This window comes from Pedobacter frigoris, from assembly GCF_032678645.1.
GTDB classification, from domain to species: Bacteria; Bacteroidota; Bacteroidia; order Sphingobacteriales; family Sphingobacteriaceae; genus Pedobacter; species Pedobacter frigoris_A.
The window spans coordinates 525,419-550,026 of record NZ_JAVTSP010000004.1 but is presented as its reverse complement, the minus strand read 5'-3'; the positions used below and the strand labels follow the sequence as shown (position 1 = coordinate 550,026).

General features: G+C 38.2%; 27 protein-coding genes. 7 read left to right on the top strand and 20 right to left on the bottom strand.

Translation table 11 applies throughout. The annotated features are described in order from the left end of the window. Window positions 1-29 precede the first annotated feature (29 nt). The 9 genes from rpsC to R2Q78_RS15780 all read right to left on the bottom strand — a co-directional run bounded on the left by rpsC (window position 30) and on the right by R2Q78_RS15780 (window position 5,331). On the bottom strand, window positions 30-887 hold the full coding sequence (rpsC, locus tag R2Q78_RS15820; RefSeq protein ID WP_136835528.1) for a 30S ribosomal protein S3: 858 nt from the start codon (window positions 885-887) through the stop codon (window positions 30-32). 5 nt (window positions 888-892) lie between these two features. Further along, window positions 893-1,255, bottom strand: a complete 363-nt coding sequence (rplV, locus tag R2Q78_RS15815) for a 50S ribosomal protein L22 (RefSeq protein WP_012780780.1) — start codon at window positions 1,253-1,255, stop codon at window positions 893-895. A gap of 7 nt (window positions 1,256-1,262) precedes the next feature. Further along, entirely contained in the window at window positions 1,263-1,529 is a 267-nt protein-coding gene (gene rpsS / locus R2Q78_RS15810; protein ID WP_008244581.1) for a 30S ribosomal protein S19, read from the bottom strand. Further along, window positions 1,529-2,353: a 50S ribosomal protein L2 gene (gene rplB, locus R2Q78_RS15805; RefSeq protein WP_316793514.1), complete on the bottom strand. Its 825-nt coding sequence runs from the start codon at window positions 2,351-2,353 to the stop codon at window positions 1,529-1,531. The genes rpsS and rplB overlap by 1 nt, the downstream gene beginning before the upstream one ends. A gap of 23 nt (window positions 2,354-2,376) precedes the next feature. Beyond that, a complete protein-coding gene (gene rplW / locus R2Q78_RS15800) occupies window positions 2,377-2,667 on the bottom strand; it encodes a 50S ribosomal protein L23 (protein WP_285059055.1) in 291 nt (96 codons plus the stop codon). Window position 2,668: 1 nt separating this feature from the next. Continuing rightward, window positions 2,669-3,298 carry a 50S ribosomal protein L4 gene (gene rplD / locus R2Q78_RS15795; protein ID WP_136835531.1) on the bottom strand — a complete coding sequence of 210 codons (630 nt, stop codon included), beginning with the start codon at window positions 3,296-3,298 and terminating at the stop codon, window positions 2,669-2,671. Window positions 3,299-3,302: 4 nt separating this feature from the next. Further along, entirely contained in the window at window positions 3,303-3,920 is a 618-nt protein-coding gene (gene rplC, locus R2Q78_RS15790) for a 50S ribosomal protein L3 (RefSeq protein WP_136835532.1), read from the bottom strand. 182 nt (window positions 3,921-4,102) lie between these two features. Continuing rightward, a complete protein-coding gene (locus R2Q78_RS15785) occupies window positions 4,103-4,498 on the bottom strand; it encodes a DUF1634 domain-containing protein (protein ID WP_316793513.1) in 396 nt (131 codons plus the stop codon). Next, window positions 4,495-5,331: a sulfite exporter TauE/SafE family protein gene (locus R2Q78_RS15780; RefSeq protein ID WP_316793512.1), complete on the bottom strand. Its 837-nt coding sequence runs from the start codon at window positions 5,329-5,331 to the stop codon at window positions 4,495-4,497. Before R2Q78_RS15780 ends, R2Q78_RS15785 begins: the two co-directional genes overlap by 4 nt. Before the next feature lie 80 nt (window positions 5,332-5,411). Here R2Q78_RS15780 and R2Q78_RS15775 point away from each other — a divergent pair, with 80 nt between their 5' ends. After that, window positions 5,412-6,017, top strand: coding sequence for a hypothetical protein (locus tag R2Q78_RS15775; protein ID WP_316793511.1), 606 nt, complete (start codon window positions 5,412-5,414; stop codon window positions 6,015-6,017). Between the two features lie 76 nt (window positions 6,018-6,093). On the opposite strand, the gene rpsJ is transcribed toward R2Q78_RS15775, so the two are convergent. The 6 genes from rpsJ to R2Q78_RS15745 form a co-directional block, all read right to left on the bottom strand. Next, complete coding sequence (rpsJ, locus tag R2Q78_RS15770) at window positions 6,094-6,399, bottom strand: 30S ribosomal protein S10 (RefSeq protein ID WP_008244591.1); 306 nt, start codon at window positions 6,397-6,399, stop codon at window positions 6,094-6,096. Between the two features lie 61 nt (window positions 6,400-6,460). Beyond that, a complete protein-coding gene (gene fusA / locus R2Q78_RS15765; RefSeq protein WP_316793510.1) occupies window positions 6,461-8,575 on the bottom strand; it encodes an elongation factor G in 2,115 nt (704 codons plus the stop codon). 16 nt (window positions 8,576-8,591) lie between these two features. Continuing rightward, window positions 8,592-9,059, bottom strand: coding sequence for a 30S ribosomal protein S7 (gene rpsG / locus R2Q78_RS15760; protein WP_136835537.1), 468 nt, complete (start codon window positions 9,057-9,059; stop codon window positions 8,592-8,594). 16 nt (window positions 9,060-9,075) lie between these two features. Then, the gene (gene rpsL / locus R2Q78_RS15755; RefSeq protein ID WP_008244597.1) at window positions 9,076-9,489 is read right to left on the bottom strand and encodes a 30S ribosomal protein S12; all 414 of its coding nucleotides are present in this window, start codon (window positions 9,487-9,489) and stop codon (window positions 9,076-9,078) included. A gap of 353 nt (window positions 9,490-9,842) precedes the next feature. Then, window positions 9,843-10,697: a helix-turn-helix transcriptional regulator gene (locus R2Q78_RS15750; protein WP_316793509.1), complete on the bottom strand. Its 855-nt coding sequence runs from the start codon at window positions 10,695-10,697 to the stop codon at window positions 9,843-9,845. A 294-nt stretch (window positions 10,698-10,991) separates the two neighbouring features. Then, window positions 10,992-11,213, bottom strand: coding sequence for a VF530 family protein (locus R2Q78_RS15745; protein WP_316793508.1), 222 nt, complete (start codon window positions 11,211-11,213; stop codon window positions 10,992-10,994). 53 nt (window positions 11,214-11,266) lie between these two features. Here R2Q78_RS15745 and R2Q78_RS15740 point away from each other — a divergent pair, with 53 nt between their 5' ends. Continuing rightward, a complete protein-coding gene (locus tag R2Q78_RS15740) occupies window positions 11,267-11,902 on the top strand; it encodes a hypothetical protein (RefSeq protein ID WP_316793507.1) in 636 nt (211 codons plus the stop codon). 51 nt (window positions 11,903-11,953) lie between these two features. Here R2Q78_RS15740 and R2Q78_RS15735 read toward each other — a convergent pair whose 3' ends face one another. The 3 genes from R2Q78_RS15735 to R2Q78_RS15725 form a co-directional block, all read right to left on the bottom strand. Next, the gene (locus tag R2Q78_RS15735) at window positions 11,954-13,921 is read right to left on the bottom strand and encodes a M1 family metallopeptidase (protein WP_316793506.1); all 1,968 of its coding nucleotides are present in this window, start codon (window positions 13,919-13,921) and stop codon (window positions 11,954-11,956) included. 75 nt (window positions 13,922-13,996) lie between these two features. Beyond that, window positions 13,997-14,734 carry a hypothetical protein gene (locus R2Q78_RS15730; RefSeq protein ID WP_316793505.1) on the bottom strand — a complete coding sequence of 246 codons (738 nt, stop codon included), beginning with the start codon at window positions 14,732-14,734 and terminating at the stop codon, window positions 13,997-13,999. A 74-nt stretch (window positions 14,735-14,808) separates the two neighbouring features. Beyond that, window positions 14,809-15,156: an arsenate reductase gene (locus R2Q78_RS15725; RefSeq protein ID WP_316793504.1), complete on the bottom strand. Its 348-nt coding sequence runs from the start codon at window positions 15,154-15,156 to the stop codon at window positions 14,809-14,811. A gap of 116 nt (window positions 15,157-15,272) precedes the next feature. On the opposite strand from R2Q78_RS15725, the gene R2Q78_RS15720 reads away from it, so the two are divergent. The 5 genes from R2Q78_RS15720 to R2Q78_RS15700 all read left to right on the top strand — a co-directional run bounded on the left by R2Q78_RS15720 (window position 15,273) and on the right by R2Q78_RS15700 (window position 23,397). Beyond that, window positions 15,273-16,670: a sensor histidine kinase gene (locus R2Q78_RS15720; protein ID WP_316793503.1), complete on the top strand. Its 1,398-nt coding sequence runs from the start codon at window positions 15,273-15,275 to the stop codon at window positions 16,668-16,670. Window positions 16,671-16,679: 9 nt separating this feature from the next. Continuing rightward, window positions 16,680-17,363 (top strand): LytTR family DNA-binding domain-containing protein, encoded by a 684-nt coding sequence (locus R2Q78_RS15715; RefSeq protein WP_316793502.1) that lies wholly within the window; start codon window positions 16,680-16,682, stop codon window positions 17,361-17,363. A 94-nt stretch (window positions 17,364-17,457) separates the two neighbouring features. Then, complete coding sequence (locus tag R2Q78_RS15710) at window positions 17,458-20,958, top strand: response regulator (protein WP_316793501.1); 3,501 nt, start codon at window positions 17,458-17,460, stop codon at window positions 20,956-20,958. Between the two features lies 1 nt (window position 20,959). Further along, the gene (locus R2Q78_RS15705) at window positions 20,960-21,787 is read left to right on the top strand and encodes a protein-glutamate O-methyltransferase CheR (RefSeq protein WP_316793500.1); all 828 of its coding nucleotides are present in this window, start codon (window positions 20,960-20,962) and stop codon (window positions 21,785-21,787) included. Between the two features lie 23 nt (window positions 21,788-21,810). Next, window positions 21,811-23,397 (top strand): response regulator, encoded by a 1,587-nt coding sequence (locus R2Q78_RS15700; protein WP_316793499.1) that lies wholly within the window; start codon window positions 21,811-21,813, stop codon window positions 23,395-23,397. Here the strand turns inward: R2Q78_RS15700 and pth are convergent. Together pth and R2Q78_RS15690 are read right to left on the bottom strand one after the other, a co-directional pair. Continuing rightward, window positions 23,387-23,947, bottom strand: coding sequence for an aminoacyl-tRNA hydrolase (gene pth, locus R2Q78_RS15695; RefSeq protein ID WP_316793498.1), 561 nt, complete (start codon window positions 23,945-23,947; stop codon window positions 23,387-23,389). The two genes, R2Q78_RS15700 and pth, sit on opposite strands and share 11 nt — an antisense overlap. A 76-nt stretch (window positions 23,948-24,023) precedes the next feature. After that, window positions 24,024-24,602, bottom strand: a complete 579-nt coding sequence (locus R2Q78_RS15690; RefSeq protein ID WP_316793497.1) for a 50S ribosomal protein L25/general stress protein Ctc — start codon at window positions 24,600-24,602, stop codon at window positions 24,024-24,026. Window positions 24,603-24,608: the final 6 nt, after the last annotated feature.

Here is a 24,608-nt window from a genome sequence, read left to right as displayed (position 1 = left end):
ATATTATCGTTAAACGATCTGTTAACTAATTATTTACGAGGACCTCTATTTTGAGTATTTCCACCTCTATTATCTCTTCCTGCACCAGGACCGCCTTGACCAGGGCCTCTTCCGCCACGATTACCACCACCGCGGTTATCGTTTCTTCTGTCGCCGCCGCCACGGTTATCTCTGTCTCTACCTCCGGCAAATGCACCTTCTGGTCTGCCACCTTTACCTGGAGCATTGCTCACGGCACCGATGTTTGGAGAAAGATCACGTTTACCGTAAACCTCACCTTTGCAGATCCAAACTTTCACACCTATTTTACCATAAGTAGTTAAAGCTTCAGCTAGTGCATAGTCAATGTCTGCACGGAAAGTATGCAAAGGAATTCTTCCTTCTTTATACTGTTCGCTACGAGCCATCTCAGCACCACCCAAACGACCAGAAGTCATTATCTTGATACCTTCAGCGCCCATACGCATTGTTGATGCAATAGTAGATTTCATTGCTCTACGGAATGAGATCCTTGCCTCTAATTGTTTTGCAACACCTTCTGCTACTAATTGTGCATCAAGTTCAGGACGTTTAATTTCAAAAATGTTGATCTGAATTTCCTTTTTAGTCAATTTTTTCAACTCTTCTTTGATCTTGTCAACTTCCTGTCCTGCTTTACCGATCACAATACCCGGACGAGCTGTGTGAATTGTAACTGTAATACGTTTTAACGTACGCTCAATTACAACTTTAGCTACACCGCCTTTTGCGATACGTGCAGAAAGGTATTTTCTTATTTTCTCGTCCTCAACTAATTTATCAGCATAGTTGTTGCCACCGAACCAGTTAGAATCCCAACCCTTGATGATTCCTAACCTGTTTCCTATTGGATGTGCTTTTTGTCCCATTTCTGTTAATTAGTTTGAGTTTCAACGTTTTTACTATCTACTATCAAAGTCACGTGGTTTGAACGTTTACGTATTCTGTAACCGCGTCCTTGAGGTGCTGGTCTTAATCTTTTTAACTGACGACCACCGCCTACCATTATCGTTTTCACGTATAATTGGTTTTCTTCAGGGCGAGAACCTTCATTTTTAGTTTCCCAGTTTTTGATAGCTGATAACAAAAGTTTCTCAACTCTTATTGCTGCATCTTTATTGGTAAACTTTAAAATATGTAAAGCTTTCTCAACACGCTCACCTCTGATAAGATCTACAACCAAACGCATCTTACGTGGTGAGGTTGGACAATTGTTTAATTTCGCTACTGCTTCCATCTCTTAATTATTTTTTCTTTTCAGAGTGACCCCTAAATGTTCTGGTTGGAGCAAACTCTCCCAGCTTGTGACCAACCATGTTTTCTGTTACGTATACCGGTATAAATTTATTACCGTTGTGTACTGCAAATGTATGACCCACAAAATCTGGTGAGATCATTGATCTGCGTGACCAAGTTTTAATTACAGACTTCTTGCCTGAATCATTCATAGATACTACTTTCTTCTCTACGTTATGGTCAATATAAGGTCCTTTTTTAATCGAACGAGCCATTATTTCTTCCTTTTCTCTATGATGAAACGATTTGAGTATTTTTTAAGTGAACGGGTTTTGAAGCCTTTAGCATACATACCGTTTCTTGAACGAGGCTGACCTCCTGATGAGCGACCCTCACCACCACCCATTGGGTGATCCACAGGGTTCATCGCTACCGGACGCGTTCTAGGACGACGACCTAACCAGCGGCTACGACCTGCTTTACCTAATACTTCATTTGCATGATCAGAATTCGAAACAGCTCCTATTGTTGCAAAACAAGCTGTCAAGATTAATCTTGTCTCACCTGAAGGCATTTTTAATGTAGCATATTTACCATCACGAGCAGCTAACTGAGCATAAGCTCCTGCACTACGTGCCAATTGAGCTCCACGACCTGGATGAATCTCCACATTGTGTACAATTGATCCCAATGGGATATTAGCTAACTTCAAAGTATTTCCAACTTCTGGAGTTGCAGTATCACCCGATACTACTTTCTGCCCTACTTGCAATCCTTCCGGTGCAATAATATAACGCTTCTCGCCATCTGCATAATGTAGTAATGCAATGCGTGCAGTACGGTTTGGATCGTATTCAACAGTAGCTACTGTTGCAGGAATATCAAACTTATCACGTTTAAAGTCAATTAAACGATAAGATTTTTTGTGACCACCACCCATATAGCGCATAGTCATCTTTCCTGTATTGTTACGTCCTCCCGATTTCTTAGAAGATACAACCAATGATTTTTCGGGCTTGGTTGCTGTAATCTCCGTAAAACTGGCACCAACTCTAAAGCGGGTTCCCGGAGTAACTGGTTTAAATTTTCTTAAGCCCATAGTTATAAATTATTCAATTCTTATTAAATATTCGCGTAATAATCTATTGTTTCACCTGCTTTAAGTGTCACGATAGCTTTTTTGTATTTCGGGCTGCGACCAGTAACTAATCCGCCTTTTGTATTTCTAGACTTAACTTTACCGTCTACAACCATTGTGTTAATAGCCAAAACGTTAACGCCGTACATCTTTTCAATAACTTGCTTAATCTGCAATTTATTAGCTTTGTGATCTACTTTAAAGGTGAAGCGGTTAGACTTCTCTGTTAATGCAGAAGCTTTTTCTGTTAATATCGGTTTTCTTAAAAGTTCCATATTACTTGGCAAATGCCTCCTCCAATGTTTTAAGAGAATCAGCAGTTAACAAAAGCTTACCACAATTTAATACATCATATGTATTCAACTGATCTGCAGTAATTACTTTCGCTTTCTGAATGTTTCTGCTTGATAAATAGATATTGTTATTTTGTGAAGGTAAAACCAACAATGTCTTTTCTCCTGATAAATTCAAAGCACTAACTAAATTGATATAGTTTTTAGTTTTGATCGAATCAAAAGTGAAGTCTTCTAAAACAACAACATTTTGATCCTGTGCTTTGTAAGATAATGCAGACTTACGAGCCAACACTTTCAATTTCTTATTCAATTTAAAGCTGTAATCACGTGGCTGAGGACCAAACACACGACCACCACCATTGAACAATGGAGATTTAATACTTCCGGCACGAGCACCACCAGTACCTTTTTGTTTATATAATTTACGGGTTGAACCAGCAATTTCATTACGTTGTTTAGACTTGTGCGTTCCCTGACGTTGATTAGCCAAATACTGCTTTACATCTAAATAAATTGCGTGGTCAACAGGCGTTATGCCAAATACCGACTCAGGAAGCTGCACCTTGGCACCTGTCTCTTTTCCTGAAATGTTTAATACTTTAACTTCCATCTGCTTACTTATCTAAGATTACGTAAGAACCCTTAGCTCCTGGAATGGAACCACTAACTACAACAAGATTTTGATCAGCATAAACTTTCAAAACCTGTAAGTTTTGAATTTTCACTCTGTCTCCACCCATTCTTCCCGCCATACGCATGCCTTTAAATACACGTGAAGGATAAGAAGCAGCACCCAATGAACCCGGTGCACGCATTCTATTGTGCTGTCCGTGAGTTTGTCCACCAACACCAGCGAAACCATGACGTTTTACAACACCCTGGAAACCTTTACCTTTTGATGTACCAACAACATCCACGAAATCGCCTTCATTAAAGATGCTAACCGTTACAGTATCACCTAAATTTAATGATTCTTCAAATGGCTCGAATTCAACCAATTTGCGTTTTGGGGTAGTGTTTGCTTTCGCAAAGTGGCCTTTTAAAGGCTGAGTTGTGTTCTTCTCTTTAGCTTCGTCGAAACCTAACTGAACTGAAACGTAACCGTCTTTCTCTGCGGTCTTTACCTGTGTAACTACACAAGGCCCAGCTTCGATCACCGTACAAGGAATATTCTTCCCATCGGCGTCGAAAATGCTGGTCATTCCTACTTTTTTTCCAATAATACCTGACATTTTCTATTTTAATTTAACACCCATCGAAGCAGTAGGGCTTCGTTCAAGGTGGATACACATCCCCGTTAAGGGACGGCAAAAATAGGAAAGAAATCTTAATTTTCAAATAGTTAGCTCATTATTTTTTCAAATAAGTGCAAAATATTTTTTCCGACGGATTTACTATGTCAATAAATACTGTCTCAACCGACCAGCTTATTGCTCAAACTAAATAGGATAACACACAAAACAAATAAACCAATCAAAACATAGAGGTAGTCCCGCTCTATCAGAAAACTAAATACGGAGAAAACAACACGTAAAATAGGTGTAAAAATCAGCAATAATGTTCCGAATTGGATAATCGCGCTGCCATCCAGACTCCTCAATCCAGAAAAAATTGCACTTATTGATGATAATCCTGACTTACCCGGATTAAATTTTTCATAATCTACTAGCCCTGAATAATTTGAAAAAAGATAAATTAACCCGCCGACAAATACCACACTCATCGATGAAATTACTCCCACACGCAGCAAGGTACCAAGTATAACCTGGACATCTTTATCTGCAAAAAAATTCTTACTGTCTTTAATCATAGCCTGCCTGTTAATCCATTGTAAATCATTTGCAGTGCTAAAAATGTAACAACAACCGCAAAAACAACTTTCAATTTATCCGTTTTAGTTTTCACAAGAATCTTTGATCCGATAGTAGCACCAAGCAATACACCTATTGTGACCGGCATCGCAATTCCAGGATCAATTTGTCCCCTATGCAAATACACAATTGCACTCGCAGCCGCTGTAACGCCCATCATAAAATTACTCGTAGTCGTAGATACTTTAAATGGTATCCGCATGATATTATCCATCGCTATCACTTTAAGTGCACCGGAACCTATTCCCAGCAATCCTGATATAATACCAGCAATAAACATCATAAAAAAGCCACCCAATACATTATGCACAGCATATTTCTTTACACCACCTTCGGTTGGATAGGTTCCATTTAGTTTAAAAAAGAGAGCTAGTTTACCAGAAGTATCATTATCAGACCGATCTATCTTTTTCCTCACCATCATCGCAGCTGAAAACAACAGAATCAAACCGAAGATAACTGCAATATAACCAGGATCAATGAATACGGTTACAACAGCTCCGATAATTGCGCTGACAGTGGTGGCAATCTCCAGAAACATCCCTATCCGTATATTCGTGATACCTTCCTTTACGTAGGCCGCAGCAGAGCCTGAAGATGTAGCGATAACTGAAATTATTGATGCCCCTATCGCATAATGAATATCAACACCCAGGCCTAACGTTAACAGTGGAATGATTATTACTCCGCCACCAAGCCCGGTTAAAGACCCAACTAATCCAGCAAGGAAAGCTCCGGCAAGAACTATGATAGTAAATAGTAATACAGACATTGCTTGCAAATATACTATCTCCCAACAAAACACAATAAAATTAAATTATGAATGTTAAATTAGACGTAAACTAATCGAACATGAAAAAAATTCTATCCCTATTTATTGCGGTGCTATTAACCGGACTTTCTGGCAAGGCTCAGTTAACAAATGATACTAGTAAAACAGATCCAAGCCTAAGGGGTCAATACCAGTTGATGATATCAAAATCCAAAACACTAAATGGATACAAATTGGTAAACCCAGGCAGACTATCCACATTTTGGCAAAACGTGAGAGATACGATGACAACCTCACACAAACAACTTGCAGAAATCCGCAAAAAACTAAATGAGCAGGAGAAGGAAATACTCATGCTCAAGAAAAACATATCAGGGACAGAGTCGTCGTTAGCCAGCACCAATGCCAGGCTAAATGAGATTACATTCCTTGGCATAGCATTTACTAAATCCAATTACAATATTGTCGTATGGAGCTTAATAATAGCTTTGGGAATCGCCTTAGCAATTGTCATTCTTCGATCCGCTAAACACATCCATGAATCGAAATATAGAACCAATCTATATGAGGAGATTTCGCAGGAATACCAAAGCTACAAAGTAAAAGCTAACGAAAAAGAAAAGAAACTCGCACGTGAGCTACAAGACGAACGCAATAAAATCGAAGAACTAAAAGGCAGAGGATAAACCTCTGTAAACTACCAATAAAAAGGCCTTCTTGAAATTTCAAGAAGGCCTTTTTATTACGGTTAACTATATAAAGTTAAACTTTGATCTCCACTTCAACACCGCTAGGTAATTCAAGTTTCATCAACGCATCAACTGTTTTAGAGTTAGAGCTATAAATATCTAACAAACGTTTGTATGCACATAATTGAAACTGCTCACGTGCTTTTTTGTTCACGTGTGGTGAACGCAAAACTGTGAAAATTTTCTTTTCTGTAGGCAACGGAATCGGTCCGCTAACCACTGCACCCGTAGGTTTTACTGTCTTAACGATCTTCTCAGCAGATTTATCTACCAGGTTATAATCGTAAGATTTCAATTTAATTCTGATTCTTTGGCTCATCTTATTTTTATTTAAAGCAGATGGTTAGAGCTATTAATAACCATCTGCAATGTTTCATTTATTAATCGGCTGATTTAACTCTGCCTTTTGACTTAGCAATTACTTCGTCCTGTACGTTTCGTGGAGCTGCTTCATAATGGTCAAATTCCATTGTTGAAGTTGCACGTCCTGAAGTGATCGTACGTAACTGAGTTACATAACCAAACATTTCAGACAATGGCACAGTTGCTTTAATTACCTGAGATCCGTTACGGGTATCCATACCTAAAAGCTGACCACGACGACGGTTCATATCACCAATTACATCACCCATATTCTCTTCTGGAGTCAGGATTTCAATTTTCATGATCGGCTCCATCAATACCGGGTTACATTTAGGTAACGCTTCACGGTAAGCCATTCTAGCTGCAAGCTCAAATGACAATGCATCTGAATCGACTGCGTGGAATGAACCATCAATTAAACGAACCTTCATGTCTGGTAGTGGATAACCAGCCAATACACCGTTAGCCATTGCTGCTGCAAATCCTTTTTCTACTGAAGGAATAAACTCACGAGGAATTGAACCACCTGAAATTTCATTTACGAACTGTAAACCACCTTTTTCGAAATCTGCATCAATTGGAGAAATAACAACCTGGATATCCGCGAATTTACCACGACCACCTGATTGTTTTTTATACGTCTCACGGTGCTGAGTTGTACCGAAGATTGCTTCTTTGTAAGCTACCTGAGGAGCTCCCTGGTTAACCTCAACCTTAAACTCGCGTCTGAGGCGGTCAATCAGGATATCAAGGTGAAGCTCACCCATACCAGAGATAACAGTCTGACCAGTTTCCTCATCAGTTTGTACTCTAAAGGTAGGATCCTCTTCAGCAAGCTTAGATAATCCCATGCCTAACTTATCAATATCAGCTTGAGTTTTAGGCTCAATTGCCAAACCGATAACTGGCTCAGGGAAATTCATAGACTCAAGAACGATAGGATTTTTCTCTTCGCAAAGTGTATCACCAGTTTTGATATCTTTAAAACCTACAACAGCAGCAATATCACCAGCACCTACGTTAGGAATTGGGTTTTGCTTGTTGGCATGCATTTGGAATATACGTGAAATACGCTCCTTGTTCTCTGAACGTGCATTGTAAATGTATGATCCTGCTTCTAAGTTACCTGAGTACACACGGATAAAACATAAACGACCTACGAATGGATCTGTTGCAATTTTAAAAGCTAAAGCTGCAAAAGGCTCTTTTTCATCAGGTTTACGCAACACTTCTTCACCTGTATCCGGATTAGTTCCAACGATACCCTCTGAATCCATTGGTGAAGGCAATAACTCCATCACATAATCAAGCATAGTTTGTACACCTTTATTTTTGAAAGATGAACCACAAACCATAGGTACAATTTTAGCATCCAATACAGCTTTACGTAAAGCATCAAGGATTTCACGCTCTGTAATAGAGTTAGGATCTTCGAAGAATTTCTCCATCAATGACTCATCATAATCCGCTACAGATTCCAATAATTTCTCTCTCCACTCTGCAACCTCATCAATCATATCATCAGGAATCGGCACTTCAGTAAAGGTCATACCTTTATCATGCTCATTCCAAACAATACCACGGTTGTTGATCAAATCAACCACACCTGTAAAGTTATCTTCAGAACCGATAGGCAATTGCAAAGGAACTGCATTACTACCTAACATGCTTTTAACTTGTCCAACAACTTTTAAGAAATCTGCTCCGGAACGGTCCATTTTATTAACGAAACCAATACGTGCAACATTATAGTTGTTAGCCAAACGCCAGTTGGTTTCAGATTGAGGCTCAACACCATCAACTGCAGAAAACAAGAAAACCAAACCATCTAATACACGTAACGAACGGTTTACCTCAACGGTAAAATCCACGTGTCCAGGTGTATCGATAATGTTGATGTGGTAATTCTGATCTCTGTATTTCCAACCTACTGTTGTAGCAGCCGAAGTAATGGTTATACCACGCTCCTGCTCCTGTGCCATCCAATCCATTGTAGCTGCACCTTCATGCACCTCACCAATTTTATGGCTAACACCAGCATAATAAAGGATACGCTCCGTTGTTGTGGTTTTACCCGCATCAATGTGAGCTGCAATCCCGATATTTCTTGTAAATCTTAAATCTCTTGACATTATATAAGTTCAATTATTAGAAACGGAAATGAGAGAACGCTTTGTTAGCTTCAGCCATTTTATGCGTATCTTCTTTCTTTTTAACTGCTGCACCTTCACCTTTAGCTGCTGAAACAATTTCACCTGCTAATTTCTCTTTCATGGTTTTCTCTCCACGTTTACGTGCATAAGAAATTAACCATTTCATACCTAAAGCGATTTTGCGGTCTGGTCTTACTTCAGTAGGAACCTGGAAGTTAGCTCCACCTACACGGCGTGACTTAACCTCTACAGCAGGCATTACATTAGCTAAAGCACGTTTCCATACTTCTAAGCCATTCTCGCCAGATTTTTTCTCTGCTAATTCAACAGCATTATAAAAAATATCATATGCGATAGATTTTTTACCATCGTACATCATATTGTTCACAAATCTTGTCACCTGAACATCGTTAAATTTTGGATCAGGAAGGATAATTCTCTTTTTTGGTTTTGACTTTCTCATTTTTCTTTCCTCCTAATTATTTCTTTTTACCTTTTGTTGGTGCCGCAGCTACTTGTCCTGGTTTAGGACGTTTAGTACCATATTTTGAACGACGTTGGTTACGACCAGCAACTCCTGAAGTATCTAGTGCTCCACGGATGATGTGATAACGTACACCTGGCAAATCTTTAACACGACCACCACGGATCAATACGATAGAGTGTTCCTGTAGGTTGTGACCTTCTCCAGGAATGTAAGCATTAACCTCTTTACCATTGGTTAAACGTACACGTGCTACTTTACGCATTGCTGAGTTTGGTTTTTTAGGGGTAGTAGTATATACACGTGTACATACACCTCTTCGCTGTGGACAGCTGTCCAACGCTGGAGACTTACTCTTGAACTCCAGTGCTACTCTACCTTTTCTAACTAATTGTTGAATGGTTGGCATTGTTCTTTTTTGTTTTTCTTATTTTATGTTTAAAAACTTTACCCCTCAATAAGGGACTGCAAAGGTAAGACAATACATTTTATAAATCAAGGGGTTAACACAAATTATTAGACATAAAAAAATAGGGCGTCCATCCAGAGCGCCCTATTACTTATTAACTTCCCTAAATTTTATCATTCTAATCAAAAAAAGAACGACAAAGTCTTTATAATAATGTAAATATTAAATCACTAAAAAAATACAGTTTACATATCCCTTTCGTCATGAACGAATTATATTAAACTTTTCAAAGTTATAAACAGAAAGGTACAATCTATTGTACTTTAATACCTAAGTATTGCACTTTATGGTTTTTAAACGGAAGTCGAATGATAAGACGTTCTGTAATCAAGAGCCGTGATTCCGGTCATCTTTTTAAAAAAACGGCAGAAATATCCCTGGCTGTTAAATTCCAGCTCCACCGCAATTTCCTTAACGGTAAGTGTAGTTTCACTCAGCAAGCTTTTACTCTCCAACAGCAACCGGTCCTGAAGCAACTCATAAACAGTCTTACCCAACAACGGTTTAGTTATATTGTTAACCCGACGACCAGGCAATCCAATGGCGTCATAGTAATAGTCAGGATCTTTATGCTTCTTATACTCTCTCTCTATTAAAGACTTTAATTTTTTAACAACAGAAAATCGCCTGTCCAAATTCCCAACAGTACCGATAAATGGATTACATTGTTCTGCGCAAAGCAACATTCCGTTAAGTAAGTTAGTAATCATCATGGCATTAGGATTCAATTGACGGGCCTCTAGCTGCAGCAAACTAAATAATCCCATAAAAGTTTCGCATGATAATTCTTTAAGATCAAGATAAGGCTGACGGTAAAAATTATTCAAAAGAGTATCATTCAAATTTCTAAGCGCCTCTTCATTCAACAATATCATCCACCCGTCTTCTGCATATTGCTTGATCTGATGAAGCTGGCCCGACCTTACAAAAAACAGTCTGCCTGGGAGCAAATCATAATCAATATGATCAATGCTCTGAACACCCCTGCCCTTTGTCGCCCACACTACCACATCAAAAGCATGCCGATGTGGCTCATAAGAATAATATTGAGAAATACTATCAAAACGACAAACATCAATTAACTTCCTCCCAAATAGCTTATGGAAAGGCAATACAGAATGTATATATTCAGCAGCAGGTTGGTTCATTTGAAAGCACTATATATTAATTTACTATTATCCTATTCTTTTATTAGCCTGACAATGCAGACAATTACTTCTTTTTCATCAATCATGACCAGATCAACTGGTCTTGTTTTGGGATGATGTTTTTACAATAAAATTTAGGCTATATAGTATAATCAATAATGATGACCTCAAATCATAAAGCATTGAGATTCATCTAACTGAATTTACTTAAAACAAATTTAAATAATAATAATTACATTAAACAAACTTAATATAAAAAAATAGTGACAATGCGTTTTAACTGAAAAAGCGTCATTAATGGAAAGTATTTAAATATAGTTTTTCTATTTTTTTTCTTGCCCAATCTGTTTTACGCAAAAACTTTAAACTGGAGTTCATAGTTGGATTGTTGTTAAAGCAATCAATTTTAACCCAACGACCAAGTTCTTCCCATCCATAATGCCACACCAGTTGCTTAAGGATAAATTCAAGCGTCTTGCCATGCAATGGATTGTTTTTTTGCTCTTCTAATGCCATGATGTAAAAATAATAAGAATAACTAAATTTGACTACCTTATAGAATATTAAACATGAATTATAAATTAGGAGACTTTGTACGTTTCGTAGACGAGAACTTAGAAGGTTACATTACCAGAATCATTGATAAAGATACCATCGGCGTAACTGACGCCAATGACTTCGAAATTCCCGTGCTTGCGTCCAAAGTAACATTGGTACACGGAGAAGTACCCGAGGATGAAATTACTGCAGCCAGACAAACTCCCACAACCCCACAAACTCCTTTTGTAACTGAAGGTGTCTATTTGGCCATTGTTTCCGATCAGCACAGCAATTCTGTTGGTCATTTTCACCTGGTAAATGAAACATCATTTCAATTGCCGGTCAGCTTTAGTACAGAACAGGGAGGAAATTTCAAAGGCGAGTTTGTAAATGTCATTGCAGCCGGCTCGACGAAAAGAATATATTCAGCTCAGCTTGGCGATATTCATTCATGGCCAAAATTCAGACTCGAAGTACTATTTCACACCAGCTTAAATGTTGAACCCAAATCACCTATCGTCTTTCATCAGTCTATCAAAGGCAAAGACTTATCCGTTGCAAAACAGGAGATAACATTATTGAAACAAAAGGGCTGGTTGATTAAACTTGACCAGCCGGAAGCAATAATAGATGCAGAGAAACTAAAAGCCAGCTTCTTTAAATAAAAAAAAGGGGCCAGACAAATCGTCCGGCCCCTATCTTAGTAAAAGAATATCTTAATTCTTACTCCAGCTATTATTCGAGCTATTTACATCTGGAAGCACGTGCTTAGGATCTAAAACTACTCCAACAACCTCCTCCTCTGTAGCATACCGCACACTCCAGAAACTATTTCTCATCCAAACATCCACAGGAAGCCTCACCACATCTTTTTTACCACTTTTTGTCGTAATTTCAAGAATGATCGGCATTGGCATCTGTTCCAGATTAGACACAACAATATTGTATCCTACAGTCTTTCCATCCTTCTTCTCTTCTGTTACTTTCGTAATTGCTTGATCCATTTTCCAGTTCTCTAAAAACCAACCTCTCCAGAACCACGATAGATCCTCTCCTGCTCCATTCTCCATAGAGCGGAAAAAATCAAATGGAGTTGGATGTTTAAATGCCCACTGGGCTATATAATTTTTAAATGCGTAATCGAAACGGTCAGCTCCCAATATCTCATTTCTCAATATGTCCAATCCCAATCCTGGTTTATAATACAGATTTACACCGATATTCCGTTCTCTCATCGCATCCGGAGTCAACATTATATGCTCATTCTGCTCGCTTTGCAAACCCTTCGCTACATCATGCATGTCCTGAGGACCTTTTTTATATTCTCCGTCGTTAAATGCATCTGTAGAAATCCCATTGATGAACGTATTAAATCCTTCGTCCATCCAGCCATATTTTCTTTCATTACTACCTACAATCATTGGAAACCAGGTATGACCAAATTCATGGTCTATCACACCCCATGCGCTTCCATTTTTTGCTTTCCAACCACAAAATACAATACCCGGATATTCCATCCCGCCTACATTACTCGCTACATTTATTGCCATTGGATAAGGATATTCAAACCACTTATTTGAATAGTGCTCAATGGATGCTTTTACATATTCTGCAGCCCTTCCATAACCATCCTTTCCATTGCTCTCTACTGGATGTGCAGCTACAGCAAGTGATTTTTTACCACTTGGCAAATTAATCCGTGCTGCATCTAAAATAAATGCTTTGGAAGATCCCCAGGCTGCATCTCTTGCATTTTTTATCTTATATTTCCAGGTAAGCTTGTCTTTAGCAGGTCGTGATTTAGGGTCATTAACCTCAGACTCGGATCTTATAGTTACTGTTTTATCACTGCTTTTTGCCGCATTCCATCTTTGCAATTGCGTAGCCGTAAAGACCTCCTGAGGGTTTAAAAGTTCGCCGGATCCCATTACAATATGACTTGCAGGCGCAGTTATAGCAAAATCAATATCTCCATATTCACAATAAAACTCTCCAGCCCCCCAATAAGGCAGAGTATTCCAGCCCAATATATCATCATACACACACATCCTTGGAAACCACTGTGCAATCGAAAAAATCTCACCGTTCTTAGTCGCTAAATGGCCCATTCTGTCTGAACCATTCACAGGCACTGTAAATGAGAAATTCATTTTAACTGTAATTACATCCCCATTTGCTGCCATAGGTTCATCAAGTCTGATCTGCATCCTTGTATCCTCTATTAAAGAAGTAAACTTTACTGGTTTCAATTTCTGAACAACAGACAGACCATCGATTTTATATCCTCCTTCAAGCTTCTCTCCTCTTGCTCCATAACGGCTACCTGCAGGGATCAAAGCATTACCCCTCGATTCGGGTGCAAATAAATTCTGATCTAATTGCAGCCACAAGAAAGGAAGTTTGTCAGGACTATTATTTTTATAAGTTATCGTTACCGTACCGCTAACCTTGTTATTGGCTTCATCAAGATTGGCTACAATGTTATAGTCCACCCTATTTTGCCAATATTTTGGTCCAGGATACCCATTAGCTGAACGATATTCATTACCATTCTGAGTGTAGAATAATGGTCCAAAGGCGGCATGAGCATCATATTTTCCTGATATAGCCCCTGGTTGTTGAGACATGGCAGTTAAACCAAAGACGCACAATAGCGCCAATAGTAAGGTTGACTTATTTAACATAGTATAACGTTGGTTTAAAGTTTTACCATAAAGGTATAAAAACCAATGAGCTACTTTGTCATTGTAACGGTATTATTAATTACTTTTTAACTTTGGGACAGCGGGTGGCCTTCTCTGTGCGGGCGGCAGTTTCAACCAGGTATGATAAGCCTTAACGGTATAATATGCGTAATTGAACGGCCGTTCCGTTTGCACAAGAACTACAGATGGACGATATAACGACATAAAATCTTTCAATTCCTGCCCTTTCAGCTTCACCAAATCAGAAACATACTTTTCAGTGAAAACATTGTTGATCTCTGTTTCATAAAAATCCCGCTCTTCTAATTTCTTAACCTGTTCCTGTTGCCTTTTATATTTCCCATATCCAAGATTAAACTTTAGTCCACCAGCCCGGTCATTATTTCCTTTTCCCCTCAGCGCATCGGTTTCAATCCGCTTGAATTCTTTGGCTTCTGGATCCGGAGACAAAATCGATGAATTAACCTTAGCTCCCCTAATGGAAACTTCTTTTAGATTGGTAGAACTGGCTGGCAAATAAATTGCCCTGGGCGACAAATTAATCAAATAAACTGTATCAGTATGATATCCAACATAGGAAAATTCCAGTAAATCACCAATCTTTGCTGCAATGTTAAAATTCCCGCCACTCATCGTCTTTGTAGATTGTTTATTGGATAGATTTCTGACGTAAACGCCTGATATTGGCAATCTCTTATTTTCAAAGTCGTAAACTTTACCTGAAGCAGAATTTTGCGCCATCAATATTGAAGGTAACAAACACAAAACAAGAAGCATTAATTTCTTAATCATACCCAAAAGTAATGCTGTTTAAACATTAACCTTAGTATTTAACAAACTTTAACAGGAAATTGTTCGACCTATTTTTACTTCAATAGCTTTTCATAAGCTGCTTCATTAAAACTAAGCAAAACAGCTTTTCCATCCAATTCTATTATCGGACGTTTTATAGCACTGGTATTTATCAGCAATATCTCAATCGCACTCTTTTGATCAACCACTTCCTGCTGCTGCTCTATCGGCAATTTTCTCCAGGTAGTTCCTTTTTTATTCAATACATTTTCCCAGCCAAATGTATCACACCATTCATTCAGCTTCTCTGCAGTAACACCTTTCTTCTTAAAATCATGAAACTCTGGTTTAAACCCATTTTCAGCAAGCCAGTCCATAGCTTTCTTCACAGTATTACAATTTGGTATCCCATATACAGTCATGCCGGCAAATTTAAATGATAATTCGTCACATTTTTTAAGGGTTTTATCACATTTTAAAAATTCAATTAATTAAGCTTTGTACTATTGCCTCTGAAAACGCAATTAACATCAGCAAAATGATAAAATTAAAAGAATCCACAAAAATTGAGCTTCTTGCTTTTACAGGCTGTATTATACTGGCCCTTCTATTCTCAACCGCTCAAGCCATCAGTGAACATTATAGTACCCCAAACCACGTCTATTACAATAACTTCTGGATCTCTCTGCTCTTCAGTTATATGATCACCTGCATTGCGTATCTTATTTTATGTCTTTATGTTCAAAGTGAAATGGAACTCGGAGATACCGTCCCGTCAAACGCCATCATATTAATCTGCATACTCATAAATGTTTGTTTCATTACAGAAATCATAAACATCTATTTCACCATTCTGCTTTCTTTACGAATGGCCGTAATTTATTTCACTGCCAATAAACACAACCCTGGCAATAAATTACACAAAGAAACCCTGGCTCTATTTGCCTGCTCCATTTTTATTCACGCAAGCGTATTACTATTGAATGGAGATCGTTACATTAAAGCTTTTTTCCTAATAATTGCACCTATAGCTATTCTACATTATCTATACGATATGTATATCTATCTACCCGGCATCAGACAAAAACGCTTTGGCTGGCTAAGATATATCGGCTTTAGCATCATTGCCACTGCCATTACTTATATTCCGGTTTTTGGGCTTGCAAACATTTTTTACGGCCGTGGGTCCGTCAATAGCGGTATGCTCGAAATGGAAATGGCTCTTAATCTGTTTGTCCAACTCATTGTCGTTACCCTCTTGGCCTGGAATATATACAGGTCAAGATTCAGAAAAAACAACGAGGAACTTATCACCCTAAAAACTGAATTGGGTAAATCGGACGCCAACCTAAACTTCCTGAAATCACAGATCAATCCTCACTTCCTCTTTAATTCATTAAATACGCTATACGGCACTGCACTTCAGGAAAAAGCAGAAAGAACAGGTGAAGGAATCCAGAAACTTGGCGATATGATGCGGTTTATGCTGCAGGAAAACATTGAGGATAAAATTCTCTTAAGCCGTGACGTTGATTACCTCAACAATTATATTTCAATTCAAAAATTAAGAACTTCAATCTCATCCGACATAGTTATTGAAACCCAGATAGAAGAACAGATCAGCAATTTACAGATTACTCCAATGCTACTCATACCATTTGTTGAAAATGCATTTAAACATGGAATCAGTTTGCAATACCCTTCCCACATAAAAATCACACTGCAAACAAGCAAAAACACACTTTATTTTGACGTGCACAACAGTATCCATTTAAAAAAAGACAACGACCCTGAAAAATTACAAAGTGGCATAGGCCTTCAAAATGTAAAACAACGCCTCGCGCTGATATACCCTAATAAACACGAACTCATCATCAGGGAAAATGCCAAAGAATTTTTTGTCCACCTCACATTGCAACTCGAAGGAAATATTTAGCTTTAATTCATGATTGCAATCGCCATAGATGATGAACCGATAGCTTTGGATGTGGTCAAATCACACGCATCCAAAGTTCCCTTTATAAACCTTCTGGCCTCCTTTACAAATGCTTTTTCTGCAGTTGAGTATTTACAGGAAAATAAAATTGATCTGATTTTTTTGGATATAAAAATGCCCGACATCAATGGCATTGATTTTCTTAATAGCTTAAGCAATCCTCCAATGGTAATCTTTACAACCGCATACTCTGAACATGCGGTAAAGAGTTTTGAGCTGGATGCGATAGATTACCTGTTAAAGCCTTTTTCACTTGCCAGATTTTTAAAAGCCTGTAACAAGGCTCAGGAATTATATAACCTTCGTAATAAAGCAGAAACTATAGAGAACGACTTCTTTTTCATTAAAGATGGCTATGAACAAATAAAAGTATTCTTAGAGGATATACTATACATAGAGGCTTCCGGAAATTACACTTTAATTCATAGTCTAAATAATAAATTAATCAGCACAAGAGTACCCTTAAACGAAATGTTGCTGATGCTACCCCCTAAAAAATTTATTAGAACACACCGTGCCTTTATAATAGCTCAAAACAAAATCACAAAATTTGACCGCAGTCAAATCTGGATCGATAACGAAATTATCCCCATAGGCCCCAGTTATGCGCAGTGCCTGACGGATTTATCCTAAAATCCGGCAAATAGTTTAACAAAAATCTGCAAATAAGATATTATCGTTAATATTGTAATTATATTTAATTGACGCTTTATTTATTAACTTATATATGTTTAAACTATCCTTTAAGCAGCAAGTATTAACGGGCTTTGGTATATCACTGTTATTTGTCCTGTTATCTGCAATAACGTCACATTTAAGTATAAAAAATTTAAATGAAGATACAAAATGGCAAAGTCATACTTACGATGTCATCAATCTCGTAAAAGATATTGAAACAAGTGTCTTAAACTCAGAAACAGGTATACGCGGATTTATACTCTCCGGTCAAAGGCAGTATCTCGCCCCCTACAATCAAAGTGTTTCTAAAATACTCCCGGCTATTCTGGAATTACAAAATCTAGTGTCTGACAATCCGCAACAGCGCGCCAGAATTGACTCGCTTAATTCTTATGCCCACGCTAAAATCGATGAAATGCGCGAGGTATTAAGAATCAATGATACCAAGGGTCAGGAAGTGGCCGCGTCAAGGGTAATGACAGGTATCGGTCAGACATACAAAAACCAAATCCTGCACGTTAGCAGAAAAATCATTGAAACTGAATATCAGCTGCTAAAAAAAAGAAAAGCAGCCACGACAGCCAGCATTCAGCAAAGCGAATGGATTGTCCTGGCCAGCGCAGCCATTATATTTTGTCTGATTCTTTTTCTCTTCTCCTATATCCGAAGAACATTCGATCAGCAAAAAGAAACCGAAATACAAATCAGAGACTCTAATCTACAGCTTGAAAAAATATCTGCAGAAAATGAACAGAAAAACTGGTTACTTCTGGGTGCAACTGCCGTCAATGAAGCTATGCGCGGCGAACAGGAAGTCGAAGAATTGGCAGCAAATATAGTGACATCAATATGTAATTATATAGATGCCCCGGTAGGATCCTTATTCCTGGTCAATGGTGCTAAAAAAACCATTAAATTCACTGGTGGTTATGCTTTTCAACCCTCAAGAGGAAATATAAAGGAATATCACTTTGGGGAAGGACTTGTTGGGCAATCAGCCTTTGAAAAGCAACCTAAACTTTTTAGGGACATACCTAAGGATTATATTAAAATTCAATCTGGCCTTGGAGACACACTGCCACAATGCATATTTTTACTTCCCATACTATTCGAGAATGAAACACTGGCAGTCATAGAATTTGGATTGGCCGCTGAACCAAATGACTCTGTTTTATTATTTTTGAACACCATTACCGAAAGCATTGGAGTAGGAATTAATAGCGCTGTAGCGAGAGTAAAACTAAGAGCACTTTTTGAACAAACACAACAACAGGCTGAAGAACTTGAAAGCCAGCAGGAAGAATTGCGCACCACAAATGAAGAGCTTGTCTACAAGTCCGAACAGCTTCAGGCATCAGAAGAAGAGTTGCGGGTTCAGCAAGAAGAACTCAGACAAACCAATGCAGAACTGGAGGAGAAAGCCCAACTGCTTGAAGAACGCAATATTCTCGTAAATCAAGCCCGTGAGGCCATGAGTCTTAAAGCAGAAGAACTTGAAATATCCAGCAAGTACAAATCTGAATTCCTTGCCAATATGAGCCATGAACTCAGAACCCCATTAAACAGTATCCTTATACTGGCGAGAATATTAAAAGAAAATCGACCTGAAAACCTAAATGAGGATCAGATTAAATACGCAGGTGTAATTCATAACGCTGGTACTGACCTCCTTACTTTAATCAATGACATTCTCGACTTATCAAAAATCGAATCGGGAAAAATAGACTTATCTATTGAACCCCTTAAACCGATAGTTGTCAAAAATGACATGGAAGCCCTGTTTGCTGAGCTTGCGAGAAGTAAAAAGATCAACTTCCAAACAATTGTTGAGCAAAACCTACCGGAACTGATCATTACAGATCAAGCCAGGTTGGAACAGATCGTGAAAAATCTCCTATCCAATGCCTTTAAGTTTACCCCTGAACATGGTAACATTACTTTAAAAATTTCTGGATCAGGAAAAAAAACAAGCTATTTCTCAGAGCAATTAAAAAATACTAAGGAAAATATAATAGCAATATCTGTACAGGACTCGGGCATTGGAATCCCTGCAGATAAACAAAAACTTATATTTGAAGCTTTCCAACAAGCAGATGGATCTACCAGCAGAAAATATGGGGGCACCGGCCTGGGCCTGTCTATCAGTAAAGAACTTGCCTATATACTTGGTGGAGAAATACAGGTTGAAAGTGAAACAAACGTTGGAAGTTTATTCACACTATTTATTCCCGAGCGTAACATAATAGCTGAAAACAACTCCACTCCGGAAATACCAAAACAGGACGAACAACCCATACAAAAACCCGCCCAACTCGCTAAAGATCCTATACCATCACCTGCAAGCAATTTAGATGGACAACCTCAAACACTCCTTATAGTTGAAGATGATGTTGTCTTTGCAGACGTACTATATGATTATGCACTAGAAAAAGGGTTTAAGCCAATTCTTGCTCATAGCGGAGATAAAGGACTTGAGATGGCTGTATCAGAACTGCCGGATGCGATCGTATTAGATATCATGTTACCTGTAATGGACGGATGGACCATACTTAAAAAACTAAAGTCTGATCCAAGAACAAAACATATTCCTGTACACATGATGTCGGCAGGTAATGAAAAAGAAAGTAAAGCGAAACAGGAAGGAGCAATTGGCTTCCTTAAAAAACCAGTAGAGAAGGAGCAACTCGATGAAGCATTTAAGTTGTTGAGTACCGCCCATGCAAAATATAACTTCAATAAGGTATTGTTAATTGAAGATCAAGAATTACATAGCGCACTACTCACCGAACAACTTACTGAAAAAGGTGTTGAAGTGAAACAGGCATTCAGTGGAGAGGAAGCCCTGGGACTTTTAAGAAACCATACATTTGATTGCATCATATTAGACCTTAAACTCCCTGATATATCGGGCTTTGATCTTCTGGATATGATCAAATCACAACCGGCATTGGCACATGTTCCAGTCATTATCAACACTGCAATGGAACTTGACGACGAAAAGATGGCCCACATCATGAAGTATACCGAGGCCATGGTCTTAAAATCAAATAAATCTAACGACAGATTAATTGACGAGGTAAGCTTATTCATGAATAAGCTCAAACAAGCTGAGGCCAATACGACAACAGCTTCAACCTCTGGCAATAAAAATAAGGGCGTTTCTACTATTGAAAAAGCACTCAAAAATAAAACTGTACTGATTACAGATGATGATATGAGAAATATTTTTGCGCTTTCAAGTGCATTGCAGATGTATGATATGAACATTTTAATTGCCAATAACGGGCGGGAAGCATTGGAAAAACTAAATGAAACAGAGCAGATAGACTTGGTTTTAATGGATATCATGATGCCGGAAATGGATGGATACGAAGCCATGAAGGCCATTCGCAGTGAAAAGCGCTTCTCAAAACTCCCAATCATTGCGCTTACAGCTAAAGCGATGAAAAATGACAGAGAAAAATGCATTGAAGCAGGTGCAAATGATTACATATCTAAGCCTGTGGATATGGACAAACTTTTATCAATGCTTAGAGTTTGGCTAAGTTAATATGAATGATCAAACTACCGATACCATTACATATGATCAATTAACCGATTTGGTTGATCTTATAAAGAACATCCATGGCTTTGATTTTGGAGATTATTCTGCCGCATCCTTAAAACGAAGGGTTACACGTATCATGCAGCTTCAAAGATTAACATTATTCGATCTAAGGACGTTGCTGACAAATGACAATGACTACTTTGAATCATTTCTTATTGAAGTTACTGTAAATGTAACTGAAATGTTCAGAGACCCACACTTTTTTAAATCAGTTGCCAGCAATGTAATTCCATACTTAAAATCCTATCAGCGAATAAAGGTGTGGAATGCAGGCTGCTCTACCGGAGAAGAGCTCTATTCATTTGCCATATTATTTTCAGAAGAAAACCTTTACGAACGGTGTTTTTTTTACGGAACAGACATCAATATGGATGTGTTGGAATATGCCAGAAATGGCATTTATGACCCGCAAAAAATGAAACAATACGCCGAAAACTATAACAAAACAAGCACAAAACACACCTTATCTGACTATTACACAGCAAAATACGATGCAGTAAAGATCAATCATTCGCTAAAAAAGAACGTACTGTTTTCTGTCCACAATCTGGCCTCAGATGGTGTATTCAATGAATTTCAGGTGATTTCATGCCGTAACGTATTAATATATTTTAATTTAGAACTTCAAAAAAGAGTAATAGAGCTATTTTACAATAGTTTAGCTAATTTTGGTTTTTTATGTCTTGGTTCTAAAGAGACGCTGAGAAGCACGGAACTTGGACGGTTTAAAACGATCGACAAAAAAAATAACATTTACCAAAAAATAGCTTAGCGCTAAAACTGAAAAAACCTACCATGGAAAAAATTAACATATTGATTGTTGATGACCGACCCGAGAATATAATTGCTCTTGAGGCACTGCTGCAAAGGGATGATATTAACCTGATCAGTACCACAAATCCCAATGAAGCATTAAGAATTTCATGGGAAATGGACATAGCCATTGCTTTGGTAGATGTTCAGATGCCGGAAATGGATGGTTTTGAACTTGTCGAGATCCTAAAAAGCAATCCACGCACCAAAGACATACTCATCATATTCGTTACCGCAATATCAAAAGAAACAAAGTATGCCGTTAAAGGTCTGAATACAGGTGCTGTAGATTATTTATACAAACCACTGGACCCTTTCGTTACTTCTGCCAAAGTTGATTCCTTTATACAATTCATTCGAAATCAAAGGGAAATAAAACAAAAGAACAAAGAACTTGAGGCCTACCAAAAAGAGCTGATAAAGGCAAAGGAGCAGGCAGAACAGGGAAAGAGAATTAAGGAGAACTTTCTGGCCAACATGAGCCATGAAATCCGTACCCCAATCAATGGGATCATTGGAATTGCACACCTGCTCGAAAGAACACCATTGAATGAAGAACAAAAAGAGATGATCAATCTTTTGGATATCTCTTCCAGCTCGCTGTTAGGCGTAATTAATGACATCCTTGATCTCTCAAAAATAGAAGCCGGTAAATTCAAAATCAACCGTACGGAAACTGATATTGAAAATATATGTAGTGGCGTAGTTAATTTACTACGCATCAGAGCCAAGGAAAAGAAGCTTGATTTGGTGATAGATCTCGATCCTGAATTACCAAGACATGTATTGGCAGACTCATTACGGTTAAATCAGATTCTCATGAACCTGATCGGCAATGCTATTAAATTTACGACCACCGGCGGTGTTACTTTAAAAGTTGAAATAGTAAACAGCAAAGGGAACAACATTCGCATTAAATTTTCTGTAATTGATACCGGAATAGGAATTGCTTCTGATAATATCGAAAAGATCTTTGAAACTTTTGAACAGGCAGACGAACAAACTACCGTCAAGTTTGGAGGAACCGGATTAGGCTTGTCTATCGTTAAAAATCTGGCTAAGCTTAAAGGTGGTTTGCTGGAAGTATTTAGTGAGGAAAACAAAGGCAGTACTTTTTGTTTTACCAATTGGTATGAAGTGGTACGTGAATCAACACCAGATCTAAAAAGCGTTAAAGAAGAGCTTACCCCACTTCCAAATATCAAGGTGCTTGTTGCAGAAGATAATCCAATCAATAAATTCCTGATCGTTAAGATACTCAAAGACTGGATGATCAATGCCGACGTGGTTGAGAATGGTAAGGATGCGATAGACAAGCTAAAGGAAAATCACTACGATATTGTTTTAATGGATACCTTCATGCCGGTAATGAACGGACTAGATGCAATTAAACTGATTCGTGATGGCTATGTTCCGGGCAAAGAAAATATTCCCATCATTACTTTCTCTGCCGCTGTAATGGACAATGATAAGAAAACTGCAATTGATGCCGGTGCGACTGATGTTATGAGTAAGCCATTCGAACTGGAAGTATTGCATCAGAAAATCACTAAATACACTACTTATTGAACGCAGTCATCGTCAGCGCCGGACCAACAGTAACAAAACTTTTGATCAATTCAACACTCTTATCAATAAGTGCTGGCAGCTCGGGTTGCTCATCTCTATCAAAAGGAGCAAGGACATAATCCGCTTGTCGTCCTTTTGGGAAATTATCACTGACTCCAAACCTCAATCGCGGATATGCTTGTCCCCCGCACAACCCTTCAATGCTCTTTAATCCATTATGCCCCGCACTGCTACCCTGAAGTTTCAATCTTAACTTACCAAGCGGCAATGCCAGGTCGTCGACAATCACAAGTATATTTTCCAAAGGGACCTTTAATTCATGCATCCAGTAATTTACAGCCTTGCCGCTCAAATTCATATAGGTAGTTGGTTTGATAACATATAGCTTTTTCCCCTTAAAAGACAGCTCAGAATAGTAGGCCAACCTCAAATTGGAGTAAGTGCCCCCTAATTGCTTAACCAACTCATCAGCTATGTTAAATCCTATATTATGTCTTGTATTTGCATATTCAGGGCCTATATTCCCGAGACCGACAATCAGATATTTCATAATGTGACAAAGATAATAGTAAAAACAAAAAAAGCAGTCCCATTCAGGACTGCTTTTTCATAGCTAATGCGGTAAATTATTTTTTACCAGCTTGCTGCTCTGCTTGTTTCAATGCTCTAGACATTCCTACAGAAACGATTGTATCTTCAGGAGTGTTGGTTATCACGTAGTTACCTTTAGAAAGGTCACGTACACGGAACAAGTTACCAACTTCTAATTTAGCAATGCTCACTTCAACTGTCTGAGGCATATCTTTTGGTAATGCTTTAACACGAAGTTTACGTAATTTTTGAACCAGTTTACCACCCATTTTAACACCTGGAGAAGTTCCGGTCAATTTGATAGGGATCTCCATAAGGATTTCTTTCTCATCAAACAACTGTAGAAAATCTACGTGTAACAAAAGGTCAGTAAGTGGGTGAAATTGTAATTCTTTAATGATAGCTTTGATTTTTTGAGTACCTAAAGTAATCTCAACAAAGTTAGCTTCCGGAGTATAAATAGCATCCTTTAATTCGGTTGTTACTACAGCAAAATGTTGTTGCTCTTTACCACCATACAATACTGCAGGAACTTTGCCTTCATAGCGAAGCTCTTTAGCATCGCGTTTCCCTACGTTCTCTCTTGGAGAACCGCTAATTGCGATTGTTTTCATTTTTAT

Excerpts from the sequence above, each read along its gene's own strand:
- R2Q78_RS15730 (WP_316793505.1), bottom strand. The coding sequence starts at position 14,734 with ATGATTAAGAAATTAATGCTTCTTGTTTTGTGTTTGTTACCTTCAATA.
- R2Q78_RS15780 (WP_316793512.1), bottom strand. The coding sequence starts at position 5,331 with ATGTCTGTATTACTATTTACTATCATAGTTCTTGCCGGAGCTTTCCTT.
- rplV (WP_012780780.1), bottom strand. The coding sequence starts at position 1,255 with ATGGAAGCAGTAGCGAAATTAAACAATTGTCCAACCTCACCACGTAAG.
- R2Q78_RS15690 (WP_316793497.1), bottom strand. The coding sequence starts at position 24,602 with ATGAAAACAATCGCAATTAGCGGTTCTCCAAGAGAGAACGTAGGGAAA.
- rpsC (WP_136835528.1), bottom strand. The coding sequence starts at position 887 with ATGGGACAAAAAGCACATCCAATAGGAAACAGGTTAGGAATCATCAAG.
- R2Q78_RS15725 (WP_316793504.1), bottom strand. The coding sequence starts at position 15,156 with ATGACTGTATATGGGATACCAAATTGTAATACTGTGAAGAAAGCTATG.
- rplB (WP_316793514.1), bottom strand. The coding sequence starts at position 2,353 with ATGGGCTTAAGAAAATTTAAACCAGTTACTCCGGGAACCCGCTTTAGA.
- rpsJ (WP_008244591.1), bottom strand. The coding sequence starts at position 6,399 with ATGAGCCAAAGAATCAGAATTAAATTGAAATCTTACGATTATAACCTG.
- rpsS (WP_008244581.1), bottom strand. The coding sequence starts at position 1,529 with ATGGCTCGTTCGATTAAAAAAGGACCTTATATTGACCATAACGTAGAG.
- R2Q78_RS15705 (WP_316793500.1), top strand. The coding sequence starts at position 20,960 with ATGAATGATCAAACTACCGATACCATTACATATGATCAATTAACCGAT.
- rplC (WP_136835532.1), bottom strand. The coding sequence starts at position 3,920 with ATGTCAGGTATTATTGGAAAAAAAGTAGGAATGACCAGCATTTTCGAC.
- R2Q78_RS15715 (WP_316793502.1), top strand. The coding sequence starts at position 16,680 with ATGATTGCAATCGCCATAGATGATGAACCGATAGCTTTGGATGTGGTC.
- R2Q78_RS15700 (WP_316793499.1), top strand. The coding sequence starts at position 21,811 with ATGGAAAAAATTAACATATTGATTGTTGATGACCGACCCGAGAATATA.
- R2Q78_RS15735 (WP_316793506.1), bottom strand. The coding sequence starts at position 13,921 with ATGTTAAATAAGTCAACCTTACTATTGGCGCTATTGTGCGTCTTTGGT.
- R2Q78_RS15720 (WP_316793503.1), top strand. The coding sequence starts at position 15,273 with ATGATAAAATTAAAAGAATCCACAAAAATTGAGCTTCTTGCTTTTACA.
- R2Q78_RS15785 (WP_316793513.1), bottom strand. The coding sequence starts at position 4,498 with ATGATTAAAGACAGTAAGAATTTTTTTGCAGATAAAGATGTCCAGGTT.
- rplW (WP_285059055.1), bottom strand. The coding sequence starts at position 2,667 with ATGGAACTTTTAAGAAAACCGATATTAACAGAAAAAGCTTCTGCATTA.
- rpsG (WP_136835537.1), bottom strand. The coding sequence starts at position 9,059 with ATGAGAAAGTCAAAACCAAAAAAGAGAATTATCCTTCCTGATCCAAAA.
- R2Q78_RS15775 (WP_316793511.1), top strand. The coding sequence starts at position 5,412 with ATGAAAAAAATTCTATCCCTATTTATTGCGGTGCTATTAACCGGACTT.
- fusA (WP_316793510.1), bottom strand. The coding sequence starts at position 8,575 with ATGTCAAGAGATTTAAGATTTACAAGAAATATCGGGATTGCAGCTCAC.
- R2Q78_RS15740 (WP_316793507.1), top strand. The coding sequence starts at position 11,267 with ATGAATTATAAATTAGGAGACTTTGTACGTTTCGTAGACGAGAACTTA.
- rpsL (WP_008244597.1), bottom strand. The coding sequence starts at position 9,489 with ATGCCAACCATTCAACAATTAGTTAGAAAAGGTAGAGTAGCACTGGAG.
- R2Q78_RS15745 (WP_316793508.1), bottom strand. The coding sequence starts at position 11,213 with ATGGCATTAGAAGAGCAAAAAAACAATCCATTGCATGGCAAGACGCTT.
- pth (WP_316793498.1), bottom strand. The coding sequence starts at position 23,947 with ATGAAATATCTGATTGTCGGTCTCGGGAATATAGGCCCTGAATATGCA.
- R2Q78_RS15710 (WP_316793501.1), top strand. The coding sequence starts at position 17,458 with ATGTTTAAACTATCCTTTAAGCAGCAAGTATTAACGGGCTTTGGTATA.
- rplD (WP_136835531.1), bottom strand. The coding sequence starts at position 3,298 with ATGGAAGTTAAAGTATTAAACATTTCAGGAAAAGAGACAGGTGCCAAG.
- R2Q78_RS15750 (WP_316793509.1), bottom strand. The coding sequence starts at position 10,697 with ATGAACCAACCTGCTGCTGAATATATACATTCTGTATTGCCTTTCCAT.